The following is a 10,386-nucleotide window of genomic DNA, read 5'->3' as shown; positions in this document are numbered from 1 at the left end:
GTAGATAATCTCATCAATGCTCGCAACTTTAGCTTTTCCCTCCTCAAAGCGCGGCCCTATGAACTCCACTCCAACTCTCTTAAGCTTTTCAATGTTCTCTCTGACTATGGGATGCTCGTACATTGTTGCGTGCATCGCCGGAGCTATCATTATTGGCGTGTGGGCAAAAGCCGTTGTTACGACGGTAGTTACTGGAGTATCATCAATGCCACAGGCTATCTTTGAGATTGTGTTGGCAGTTGCCGGACAGACTAAAACGAGGTCCGCTTTTTTATCATGCTCACCACATAGCTCAACGTGCTCGATGAAGCCCGTGATTTCCGTTACAACTTTATTCCCAGTTGCAAACTCCATTGCGTATGGATGGATTATCTTCTGGGCGCTCTCGCTCATGACGGCGTGAACCTCAGCGCCGTGCCTTATTAATTCACGCACAAGCTTTACGCACTCTACTGCCGCTATGCTCCCCGGAATTGCCAGAACAATTTTCTTTCCCAAGAGCTTTTTGCTCTTTGTGGCATGAATTAATTCAACGTGATGGAGCATTTTTAATCACCATAGAAGAATGAGCATCAGCTTAAATAAAGCTTCCCTTATGCTAACCTTCCCTTACAGCATCCTCCTCAAATTTTTTGATTTCCTCCCTACTCCCCACCCACACCACTATAACCGGCTCCACGGTTATCATACCGTCCTTAATCATGGGTTTTATCTCGTTTATAGCCTTCTCAATTTTATATCCCCTGTCAACGGCTTCTATCACAATTGGCAGATCCGTTGAGAGCCTCAAAACCTCTGCTGAGTGCACCTTGCTCTTCTTTCCGAAGCCCAGGATCGCCCTGTAAACCGTTGCCCCCGCTATCCCCATCTCCCTGAGCCTGTCCACGATTGCTTTGTAGAGGGGTTTTCCTTTGTAATTGTCGTTCTCCCCTATGTAAATCTTCATTCTCAAAGTGTTCCAGTGCTCAATTTCAACCATTTCACACCCTCCTCGCAAGAATGAAACCTAAAAATACTAGGCTTATCGTGATTATAACGTTTGCTGAAATGTTAAGAAACCCCAGAACATACTCCCTATCCCTCAAAAGCTCAAAAGTCTCATAGGAAAATGTCGAAAAGGTGCTCAATGCACCGCAAAAGCCCGTTCCAAAGAATGCCCTCATATCCGAGGAGACCCCTCCACCAAAGAAAAGCAAGCCATAGAGATACCCCAGAAGCAGGCTTGCCATGCTGTTCACGATTAGAGTACCTACAGGAAAGTCCCTATACACGGGAAGAAAGCCTGCTATCCCATAACGTGCCAGCGCTCCTAAAGCTCCCCCCAAGGCTATCATGAGCATGATCCTAGCGTTCATTTTTCCTACCTCCAGTTCTGAGATATTTGTCCACTATCTCCTCAATCTCCCGGGTTATGAAAGAGCCGCCCAAAAAGCGGTTCTCGGATGCATAGCCCATCAGACGCATTGCAAGTATTCGATTCGCTGTATAAACATCGAAGAGCTTGTAGTTCATTGAGGCTTCCTTTGCCGAGAGCATGGCGACTTCTCTCTTAAGCTCTTCCACGTCTCCTCCTTCCTGAAGAAACTTCAGAGCCTTTTTAAAATATTCGTCATCCTCCTTCACTTTCACTCACCATCAATCGTCTGTTTTCTTCCCTCAATTTTTCAATGGTAGCTAAGAGCATTTCCTGATCTTTTAAAGCCTGCCCATACTTTGCTTCCATAATTGAAATCCTTTTTAAGAGCTCATCTCTCAACCTGAGAAGCCTTGCAACTTCCTCCATACCCTCACATCCTCATGTAGTAGTGTATAAGCTCTTCAATCTTCGAGTAGTCTCTCTCCCCCTTGTTGAGCATCTTCCTAAGACGTTTATTCTCCGCTATCAGTCCGTCGCGAGGTTCTGGTTATCCCTTGCGATCCCAAAGGCGGAGAACTTAAGGGGAGCCCAGCTCCCTTCGATTTTGTAAAGTTCATGTTCAAGCCTCTTTATCTCACCAACGAGCATATCAACATCCAGTTCCTCCCTCTTCGTAAGAAAGTCACCCTTTATGAGTACCTTGAGGGTTTCATCCACCCTGAAATCATATTTGGATCCGGCTAGCTCAATCCTTCTGAAAGCTTCATCATCGATTTTGAAGACAACCTTTCTCCATCCCCTCTTAGGTCTCACAATTATCCTCATTTCTCCTCGCCTGTAATTCTTTTCTAAACTTCCTGTTCTCCTCACTTATCGCCTTTCTCATCTGCTTTAGGAGCTCCCTATCCCTTTTAGCTCTCTCGCTGAACTCTATGAGCTCTTCATAATATCTCTTTATCTCCTCAATCTTTTTCTCCAACCGCCGCTTCTTCTCAAGCAGCATTTTCATCTGGAGTACTTCTAGGGTCTCCTCAAGCTCCTCAATCCTCTCAAAATTTTTTTGGACTTCCCTCTTTCTTTCTCTGATTTTCCGAAATTCCTCGTTTTCAACCCAGAGTTCAATCTCCAAAAATCCCACCCCTAAAGAGCCTTCTCCTCTCTTCCCTGCACATTTTCTGGAGGTTTGTTCCAATTAAACTGCCCCTCAGAGCATATATTGCCAAAATAGGTGATCCCGCTTCCCTGCTGGTGGGAGCTTCTTTTGAGCGGTAGTCAAATTTTGAGATGAACTTCTCAAGCCCCTCATCGATTGATTCGAGCTTTTTAATCTGCACTTCTTTTAGCTTCTCCGCTTTTGGAAGATCTCGTTCCCTCAGATAGTTATAGAGCATCTCAAAATGTCTTTTGCAGAAGATTGAGCTGGAGTTTTTATAAACTTCAAAAAGCTCATCGAACCGGATGGCAATGGATTCTATTGTGTTCCTCTCTTTTTCCCTGCTCAACAGACATAGAGGACACTCCTCTTCCCCTGCATCTCCTTTCTTCAGGGATGTGATATAATGGGAGAGAACCCTCTCATAGAGCATACTGACTCCAAGAGCACCATAGAGGGGGTTTGCATATGCTATTTCCTTGAGCTTCCATGCGTGGTACGTGCAGAGCCCCATGCTCTTTTTAAAGCTCCTGTCCACCTCGGGATCGAGCACATGCTCATAGAGAATTTCTCCTATCACATTGTTCTCATGCTTTTCCAGAATCCTGCATACCGGGCACACCCCTTCATCAATGGCCTCCTTTAGGTATATCCCTATTAAATCCATGATAAACCCCCGCAAAAATGAAATTAGAACTCCAAGAGCTCACTTAATGCCTTCAGCGCTCTGTAGGTGTTCTGGAAGTTCGAGATTCCCATCTCAATGGATCTCCTGAACCCCCCGTTGGGGTTCTGAAGCGTCCGTATAAAGTTTATATGTGCCTTTATGTAAAGAGGTTTCTCCCGTATGACACGCATCCCCCTGATGGCATAGAACGTAGGCTCCAGATATGGCGGAAGGGAATAGGGAACCTCTGTAAAGCCTCCATACACCTCGCACTTTTTGAAATGGGGGGTCTTTAAGGCATCATATCCAAGGGCCCTCAATGAGAACAGAGCCTGATATGTCATGGTGGTTGTGGGCTGTTTAAGCCCGAACCCATGTCCTTTTTTAAAGCTCATTATGAAGCTGCTGACCTTTTCCCTAGCCTCCTCATCAAGTTCGTAGCCTATGGAATTAAATGCCCTTAGAACCCAGTAGGTGGCTTCTAAAGGTGTTGATGTTCCGAATTCCTCACTTCCACCAAGACCAACGGCAAATTTTCCATTCAGCGGGTCATACTTCTCTGAAAATAGCTCGATTTTTTCAAGGGCTAAATCCTTCGCCCCCAGAATCCCAAGGGCTTCCATACCCATCGCCAGTGCCACGGCAGCCTGCTGGGGTTTTAGAGAATCATAGAGGAATTCAATTGTCTTCTCCTTCTCCGGAACTTCCATTCCGAGGAGATCATAAATCCTGACGGCATAATAAGTGTCGTTTATGTTTGTTTCATCCAAAACCGAGACAAAGCAGTATCCTCCATCCTCATGACGGCGCTCCTCTAGGTACCTCAAAAGGGCATCCATGTTAATGTACTTTCTCAAATCATAGAGCTTCGAGCCCATTTTCACACCTCCAACCTATTCTTCCAACCTTCTGATTATTGGCGAAAGAATAGGCGTCATTAGCCTTTTCGGCGGTTCGGACTCGAAGCCCCGGCGGACGCCATCGCCCAAATCTTCTACACCAAAACCATTTAAAAAGCTTTATGCACAAGTTTTATCAGTAATGAATGGGATGATGGCGCATGCTTATAAATGAAACCAAAGATAAAGTGTGGCACGGAAGGGTTAAAGTCGCGGACACGTTTTTTAAGCGTTTTAAAGGGCTCATGCTCAAATCCAGAATAGACTACGCCCTAGTTTTTATTCTGCCCGGTGAAGCGAGGATAAACGCCACAATCCACATGTTCTTCATGCTTCAGAGCATAGACATACTGTTCCTCGACCGCAGCATGAGAATTGTGGATATTAAAGAAGCAAAACCATGGCGTATCTACACACCAAAGAAGAGTGCCCGTTATGTTATTGAGACACCTCCGGGAGTTGCAAACCATTTAAATGCTGAGGAGGGGGATCTAATCCGATGGATCATTGAGGATGAGAGAGGAAAAGCAATCCCCTCACCCATGAGTGCTCTCGATAAGCTAGGGGTTAATAATGTAAAGAGTTCTATAAGCTTGGCTGAGCCGAAGCCAAAGCTCAAGAAACCGTAGATAAAAGATCAAGGGAGTTCAAAGACAACCTCCATAGGATAGTGGTCGGAGATATCGGTTTTTATAACTTCCATCGACTTAACTTTTAATGATGAATCCTTCAAGAGGAAAATGTAGTCGTCCCTCTCCTTCCATTTCCCCCAGTGCCAGGTGAATTCCGGAGCGATGGGGAAAGTGTCACTGTAATATTTTTCAATGAGTCCGATGGATGCCTCTTCGGTGGAAGGTGCATTGAAGTCTCCGAGGAGTATCTCTGCCTTCGGCTCCTTCAAAGAAAACTTTAAGAGTTCCTCAGCCTGCATTGCTCTTTCTTCTTCATTCAGCCCCATATGGACATTGACAATTGTTAACTCCCTCCCAATATCCAGAGATACCTTCATCGCCGGTCTTGTCTGTCCTATACTCCCCAAATTTATTCCTCCGATGTAATGGATGGGGGATTTTGAAAAAACGGCTATTCCATAAGTTCCCTCAACGGTAGGCTTGTATTCATACGTCATTCCCGTACGAGAGGAAATTAAAAGAGGTAAGTCTTGGTATGCATTATGAATGGAACCACCTATGACTTCTTGAGATGCAATAACATCCGGGCTTTTTGATTCAATCAATTTAACGAGCTCCCTTCCGTTAAAGTGCCCATGAGGATCAAAACCCATGTGAAGGTTATAGGTCCAGATTTTGAGATCACTGGAGGTAGCGGGAGAGGCATGGAATGCCACAAGCACAACTAGAGCTGAGATAAATAAGAAAGCAATGGGAGTAAGCGAGCTCCTCAAAATGTTTATGCTTCTATCTTCAGATCCCTTAATAGTTAGCAAAGAATACAAAAGTGCGGTCAGTATTATAAGAACCTCAAGGTTGTTCTCCATAAAAGGAAGCCCTATATCCCTACCAACATAAGCACCAACAGCAAGCACTGATATTATGACAAAATAAAGTGTCCCCAGGGTGAACTCAGATATTCTACCTTCAAGCTTGCCTCTTGGGAGCATAGCCACGCTAATGCCTGCCAAAACGGCGAGAAAGATTACTCCAAGCCAGTTTTGAAGGTACACACCTATGGAAAGGAGAATGCCAGCAATCGCTAGAATTCGAATATCTATGGACAGGCTGATAAATAGGGTTAGATAAAAAAGGAGACCCAAAGCTATGCTCATTACAACGAATTCTCGAAGATAATACACATTAATTCCAGAGTATCGGAGGAGTGCATTTGGATAAGCGAGTCCAAGTTCCATAAGCATTAAAAACGTGTAGAGTCTGAAAGAGGGAGTTTTTAACTTTCCATTCATCCCAAAAAGGAGATATGCTCCGATGAACAATATCATAGCAAGCAAAATCCGTGTATATAAGAAATCTATGGGCTCCCCTCCAGTTGCGAGTACCCTTAAGCTAATATCTATCACCATCCCTCCTACTGCATAAATGTAATATTCTCCAAACTCGGCAAGGAGGGCGAGAGTTACTGGAATAACCAGCGCCGCAATTATATGAATCCCCTGAGTCCAATCTGTGGTGAGGATTGAAATGGCATAAAGCGCCATTAAAACTCCCGCAGTTCTATGACTCATCCTGCTCACAAATATGGATGCTATGAGTAGTGCGAGAACCCCTATAAATGACGGGAATGCCACCCCGTAAAAGAATAACACTTCAATGCTTGAAAATGCTCCTGCAACAAAGATTCGTGCTGAAGAAATGAATGCAATTCCCACAACAAGGGCCAAAATCTTTTCACGATCAGTAGCACTCATTACAATCATCCCTAAATAGAAAAATAAGGTTCTTCTCCTTAAAAACCTTTAGAAAACTGCAAAGTCAATCACAATGTTGAACTGATGAGGTGCGTAGGGTCTGACCTTCCGTTTCTCCAATATTTTAACCTCCTTCCCAAGTTCATGTGCAACCAGCATTATTTTCTCCTCATGCTCTCCAAAAAGGTTTTTTTCGTGAGAGAAGCCATAGTAATGTATAATCCCACCGCTCTTAACACTGATTATTGCTTCACCCAAGAATTCATGAGCAAATTTCGGGAGATTCATTATGATGCGATCGGCTTTTATCTGACCTGTCACTTTTCTCACATCACCAAGGATTGGGATAACATTTTCAACTTTATTCAGCCTTTTGTTTTCCTCTAGATATTTTACAGCCCATGGGTTTATATCACAGGCAAAGATTAGTTTTGCCTTCTTTGCAAGAAGAATTGAATAAGGTCCCACACCTGCGAACATGTCAAGAATAACTTCTCCCTTATTAACCCTTTCAAAAAGCCTCATTCTCTCTGTAGCCAGCCTTGGAGAAAAATAGACCTTTGAAATGTCGAGTTTTAACCTTATACCATTCTCTTTGTGGATTGTTTCAGTTCTCCGCTCGCCGGCAAGATGTATGAGCTCACGAACCCTATAAGTTCCTGAGACCTTACTGCCCTTTGCAAAAACCCCCTTTATATGCCCATGAACCCTTAGGATTGCATCTCCAATGTCCTTTCCGTAGGGCATGAGCTCCCCGGGGAGTTCAATTACTGCCAAATCTCCTATTATATCAAAGGAGCTCGGGAGAAGGGATTTAAGATTTTCCGGAACATCAACAATCTCGCGGTAGCTGTGAGGACGCTTTGGAATTTTTTCAAACTCTACCTCAACAATCTCAAAGCCTTCAACAGGTCTGACTATAGGAAAAAGAACATACTCCCCCTCACGCTTCACAGAGTAACCCCTCGCCAAAACACCCGTCTCTAAAAGCTTTTTTCTAACCTTCTCCGCTTCCCTTCGATAGACCTTTACTGCCAGCATGGGAGGAGATAGTTGTTACGCCCTAAAAAGCTTTATCATGGTTAAGGTGGGCTCTCTTTAAGGAGAATCCATCATTGATAGTAAAGCTACTCACAGAACAGCACTTTGGAGATTTTTGGTGCCCCGGCCGGGATTTGAACCCGGGGCGCGGGCTCGAAAGGCCCGCATGTTTGGCCGGGCTACACCACCGGGGCAGTGGTGCGTCCATTCTCTTAACCTTTCGGATAATTTAAAAACTTTTCGGTAAGCGCCGAGAGGAGCACCGGAGATATCCCCTCATCTTCCAGATGTTCGCTTATAATCTCAAGCTCCTCCTTTGGGAAGCAATGAACGCGGCACCATTCCCCATCCCTTGGAGAAACCATGGGAGCCCCTACCAGAGGATTTAGAATTATGTAAAAGTTTGGATGCCTGTTAAGATGAGAGAGTGCGCTGTCAATGTATTTCAAGACTTCATCCATTGCAAATCCTCTGGCCACCGGAATTCTGAGCTCCAATGGGATCTGGTGTTTGGATATCAAATCCAAGCTTTTAAGAAAGGATTTCCAAAGCTCCCCACTGGCTTCTTCGGAGAGTCCATAGAGGGATGAAGGAGGTGCTTTTAAATCGGTCGCCATATGATCGACTAAACCTTCCCGTATGAGCTTTTTTAGGGGTACGATGAGGGTTCCGTTTGTGTTGAGGCTGACCGCTATCCCAAGTTCCTTAACCCTCCTCAGCAGGTTCTTTAACTCTTTCCACTGAAGAAGAGGTTCACCGCCGGTTATATGGAGATAATCGATTAGGAATTTGCTCTCTTCCAAATCTTCAAAAAATTTGGCTTCATCCAGTCTCACACATCCTATATTTTCTGCAATTTTCCAATTGTGGCAGAAAGGGCATTTTAAATTACACCCACAAAGCCAGAGGGTAAACGTGACTTTTCCATGAACATCAATCATACTGACGCTTTTCCATCCACTTACAAGCATGGGTTCACCCCCAAGTAAAAAAATCAAGGAGAATAGTGCTTCCTAGTCCAGAACTCCTTTTTTCTAAAGGGATTCCAGTTCTTTAAGGGTCTGTAATACCCGATTATTCTGCTCCATATCTCGACGTTCTCGCTCCCACAGCGCGGACAGTGTGTGTGGAGACCAGTTATTGAGTACCCGCATTTATTGCATACCGTTATGGCGGGAGTGTAACTCCAATAAACGAGATCAGTCTTCATAAGTCTCCTAGTGAGCTTTGCAAGAGCTTCGGGATCGGGCTCTTCTCCAATGAATATATGCATCATTACCCCACCTGTGAAGCTCCTTTGAACTATGCTCTCCACCTTTATTCTATCCACCAGTTCAAGTGCTCCATAATAGGGTGCTATGCTTGTTGAGTAAACTGGATTCTCAATATCACTGAGGTATTTTTGGAGGTCCGGGAAGTCTTTTAAGTCCTTCATTGCAAGCTTTGCTGCAGCACTTTCTCCGGGCACTTCCTCCACATTCCAAGGTATTCCGGTTTCCTTCATCCATTCACGGGCTTTTTTAGTTGCAAACTCCACCATTTGCTTCATGAGCTTGGCAGCTTCCTTCCATTCTTTCCTCGTTCCCTCAAACCATAATGAAGGATTGTTGAGATAGATAGCAGCCGCTTCGGGCAATCCGAGGATCCCCACCGTGTTAAAGTGACTTAGTGGAAATTCTTTGAGGTACATATGAATCATCTGATACATGTTGTCATAATTGTTTATCAGCTTGATATATCTATTTCGAAACCACTCAGTTGTATTTTTAACAGTCTCAAGTACCTCTCCATATTCTTGCCAAAATGTGTCATCATCTTTGGATTTCATGGCTATTCTGGGTAAATTTATCGTGGTAACGTTTATTGAACCCGTAACATCTGGCATTGCCCATAGCCCACCAAAACGCTGCCTTTCCAGCTTTTTGATTGTTTCTTCCTCCACACTTTCTTCCGTTACTCCAAAGGTTAGAGAGAGATCATTCTTATCTATCGTTAACCTGCAGCACATAGCATAGCTCGCATCAGGATCAACAATATTCGTATTAAGCCAGTAAAAGCTTCCTCTTTTTGCAGCGGTTGTAAATATAGCCTCAAATATCTCCGGATCATCCCATATCATCTTTGCCGTTGTCATGAGGGTTGGAATTGGAAATGTGAATGGCTGCCCCTTTTCATCCCCCTCCTTCAAGACATTCGTAAATGCAATCACGAATTTTTTTGCTTCCTTCTCATATTCTCCAAGAGGAGCAACCTTTTTCCCTCCATAGACCGCATAGTCTCCATTCAGCATAGCTTTTGGAGCATCAAGTGTCATGGTAAAATTTGTGAAGGGGGTTTGCATACCTATTCTAGAAGGATAATTCAAGTTAAAAACAAGTCGTTGTATCTGCTGCTCTATTTTCCTTTCGTCCAGCTTATCTTCCCTAATGAAGGCTCCCGCATACCATTCCACGCTTGAAAGTGCTTGAGCTCCGGAAAAATAATGTTGCATCGTTATGAGGTAGTTAGCCACATGATCCACAAAGGTATCAAAGTGTTTTGCCGGTCTGGAGCTTATTGTGGGAGTTTTTAATCCTCTCTCCAAAACCTTCGCTATACTGTGTCCGGTACAATAGGGGATGTATATGCTGTATGGCAGTTTATGAATGTATATATCCCCTCTATAGTGATGTCTCAGATATTCCTTTGGAATTAAAGTTAGATGCTCTATGAGCGCGTTTTCCATGACAAAAGCAAAGAAGCCCGTGGGCCCCGGATATCTGTTTGCATTCTCTAAAACATCAAGACTATTCCATTTTGCGTACTCATCAACGATATCCTTATTTTCCACTTTTTTCACTTTTAATTCTTCAGCCATGTCTGTCACCATTTGGATATTTTATCCAA

At 44.0% G+C, this 10,386-nt stretch carries 14 protein-coding genes, 1 tRNA gene and 1 riboswitch; of the genes, 1 reads left to right on the top strand and 14 read right to left on the bottom strand.

Translation table 11 applies throughout. From position 1 onward, the window contains the following. The 9 genes from ACXJGZ_RS07460 to ACXJGZ_RS07420 form a co-directional block, all read right to left on the bottom strand. On the bottom strand, window positions 1-546 hold a 546-nt coding region (locus tag ACXJGZ_RS07460; RefSeq protein WP_456398880.1), incomplete at its 3' end, for a flavoprotein. Window positions 547-598: 52 nt separating this feature from the next. Further along, window positions 599-979 (bottom strand): DUF190 domain-containing protein, encoded by a 381-nt coding sequence (locus tag ACXJGZ_RS07455; protein WP_456322033.1) that lies wholly within the window; start codon window positions 977-979, stop codon window positions 599-601. 1 nt (window position 980) lies between these two features. Next, window positions 981-1,355: a fluoride efflux transporter CrcB gene (gene crcB / locus ACXJGZ_RS07450; RefSeq protein WP_293254823.1), complete on the bottom strand. Its 375-nt coding sequence runs from the start codon at window positions 1,353-1,355 to the stop codon at window positions 981-983. Beyond that, complete coding sequence (locus ACXJGZ_RS07445; protein WP_456326639.1) at window positions 1,345-1,623, bottom strand: hypothetical protein; 279 nt, start codon at window positions 1,621-1,623, stop codon at window positions 1,345-1,347. Before ACXJGZ_RS07445 ends, crcB begins: the two co-directional genes overlap by 11 nt. Continuing rightward, window positions 1,610-1,783, bottom strand: a complete 174-nt coding sequence (locus tag ACXJGZ_RS07440) for a hypothetical protein (protein WP_456398877.1) — start codon at window positions 1,781-1,783, stop codon at window positions 1,610-1,612. Before ACXJGZ_RS07440 ends, ACXJGZ_RS07445 begins: the two co-directional genes overlap by 14 nt. Before the next feature lie 99 nt (window positions 1,784-1,882). Continuing rightward, on the bottom strand, window positions 1,883-2,182 hold the full coding sequence (locus tag ACXJGZ_RS07435) for a hypothetical protein (protein WP_456326638.1): 300 nt from the start codon (window positions 2,180-2,182) through the stop codon (window positions 1,883-1,885). After that, window positions 2,160-2,486, bottom strand: a complete 327-nt coding sequence (locus ACXJGZ_RS07430; protein WP_293254834.1) for a hypothetical protein — start codon at window positions 2,484-2,486, stop codon at window positions 2,160-2,162. Before ACXJGZ_RS07430 ends, ACXJGZ_RS07435 begins: the two co-directional genes overlap by 23 nt. Further along, window positions 2,476-3,177: a DUF6062 family protein gene (locus ACXJGZ_RS07425; protein ID WP_456398875.1), complete on the bottom strand. Its 702-nt coding sequence runs from the start codon at window positions 3,175-3,177 to the stop codon at window positions 2,476-2,478. Before ACXJGZ_RS07425 ends, ACXJGZ_RS07430 begins: the two co-directional genes overlap by 11 nt. 23 nt (window positions 3,178-3,200) lie before the next feature. Continuing rightward, window positions 3,201-4,055: a prenyltransferase/squalene oxidase repeat-containing protein gene (locus ACXJGZ_RS07420; RefSeq protein WP_456326636.1), complete on the bottom strand. Its 855-nt coding sequence runs from the start codon at window positions 4,053-4,055 to the stop codon at window positions 3,201-3,203. Between the two features lie 43 nt (window positions 4,056-4,098). Further along, window positions 4,099-4,172: riboswitch (Fluoride riboswitch) on the bottom strand. A 65-nt stretch (window positions 4,173-4,237) separates the two neighbouring features. Between ACXJGZ_RS07420 and ACXJGZ_RS07415 the strand changes: the two genes are divergently transcribed. Then, window positions 4,238-4,705 carry a DUF192 domain-containing protein gene (locus tag ACXJGZ_RS07415; protein WP_456322038.1) on the top strand — a complete coding sequence of 156 codons (468 nt, stop codon included), beginning with the start codon at window positions 4,238-4,240 and terminating at the stop codon, window positions 4,703-4,705. A gap of 8 nt (window positions 4,706-4,713) precedes the next feature. Here ACXJGZ_RS07415 and ACXJGZ_RS07410 read toward each other — a convergent pair whose 3' ends face one another. The 5 genes from ACXJGZ_RS07410 to ACXJGZ_RS07390 all read right to left on the bottom strand — a co-directional run bounded on the left by ACXJGZ_RS07410 (window position 4,714) and on the right by ACXJGZ_RS07390 (window position 10,357). Continuing rightward, entirely contained in the window at window positions 4,714-6,459 is a 1,746-nt protein-coding gene (locus tag ACXJGZ_RS07410) for an endonuclease/exonuclease/phosphatase family protein (RefSeq protein ID WP_456398872.1), read from the bottom strand. A 48-nt stretch (window positions 6,460-6,507) separates the two neighbouring features. Next, on the bottom strand, window positions 6,508-7,500 hold the full coding sequence (locus ACXJGZ_RS07405) for a class I SAM-dependent methyltransferase (protein ID WP_456398870.1): 993 nt from the start codon (window positions 7,498-7,500) through the stop codon (window positions 6,508-6,510). Window positions 7,501-7,616: 116 nt separating this feature from the next. Continuing rightward, a tRNA-Glu gene (locus ACXJGZ_RS07400) sits at window positions 7,617-7,694 on the bottom strand. Window positions 7,695-7,712: 18 nt separating this feature from the next. Beyond that, complete coding sequence (locus ACXJGZ_RS07395; RefSeq protein WP_456398868.1) at window positions 7,713-8,471, bottom strand: anaerobic ribonucleoside-triphosphate reductase activating protein; 759 nt, start codon at window positions 8,469-8,471, stop codon at window positions 7,713-7,715. Between the two features lie 23 nt (window positions 8,472-8,494). Continuing rightward, window positions 8,495-10,357, bottom strand: a complete 1,863-nt coding sequence (locus ACXJGZ_RS07390; protein WP_456398867.1) for an anaerobic ribonucleoside triphosphate reductase — start codon at window positions 10,355-10,357, stop codon at window positions 8,495-8,497. Between the last annotated feature and the right edge of the window lie 29 nt (window positions 10,358-10,386).

This window comes from Palaeococcus sp. (in: euryarchaeotes), assembly GCF_053987695.1.
The sequence above is the reverse complement of the archived record's forward strand: the minus strand, read 5'-3'. Positions and strand labels throughout refer to the sequence as shown.

What these genes read in the sequence shown, in the direction of transcription:
- ACXJGZ_RS07435 (WP_456326638.1), bottom strand. Translation starts at nt 2,182, where the DNA reads ATGAGGATAATTGTGAGACCTAAGAGGGGATGGAGAAAGGTTGTCTTC.
- ACXJGZ_RS07425 (WP_456398875.1), bottom strand. Translation starts at nt 3,177, where the DNA reads ATGGATTTAATAGGGATATACCTAAAGGAGGCCATTGATGAAGGGGTG.
- ACXJGZ_RS07420 (WP_456326636.1), bottom strand. Translation starts at nt 4,055, where the DNA reads ATGGGCTCGAAGCTCTATGATTTGAGAAAGTACATTAACATGGATGCC.
- ACXJGZ_RS07390 (WP_456398867.1), bottom strand. Translation starts at nt 10,357, where the DNA reads ATGGCTGAAGAATTAAAAGTGAAAAAAGTGGAAAATAAGGATATCGTT.
- ACXJGZ_RS07410 (WP_456398872.1), bottom strand. Translation starts at nt 6,459, where the DNA reads ATGAGTGCTACTGATCGTGAAAAGATTTTGGCCCTTGTTGTGGGAATT.
- ACXJGZ_RS07440 (WP_456398877.1), bottom strand. Translation starts at nt 1,783, where the DNA reads ATGGAGGAAGTTGCAAGGCTTCTCAGGTTGAGAGATGAGCTCTTAAAA.
- crcB (WP_293254823.1), bottom strand. Translation starts at nt 1,355, where the DNA reads ATGAACGCTAGGATCATGCTCATGATAGCCTTGGGGGGAGCTTTAGGA.
- ACXJGZ_RS07415 (WP_456322038.1), top strand. Translation starts at nt 4,238, where the DNA reads ATGCTTATAAATGAAACCAAAGATAAAGTGTGGCACGGAAGGGTTAAA.
- ACXJGZ_RS07395 (WP_456398868.1), bottom strand. Translation starts at nt 8,471, where the DNA reads ATGCTTGTAAGTGGATGGAAAAGCGTCAGTATGATTGATGTTCATGGA.
- ACXJGZ_RS07455 (WP_456322033.1), bottom strand. Translation starts at nt 979, where the DNA reads ATGGTTGAAATTGAGCACTGGAACACTTTGAGAATGAAGATTTACATA.
- ACXJGZ_RS07405 (WP_456398870.1), bottom strand. Translation starts at nt 7,500, where the DNA reads ATGCTGGCAGTAAAGGTCTATCGAAGGGAAGCGGAGAAGGTTAGAAAA.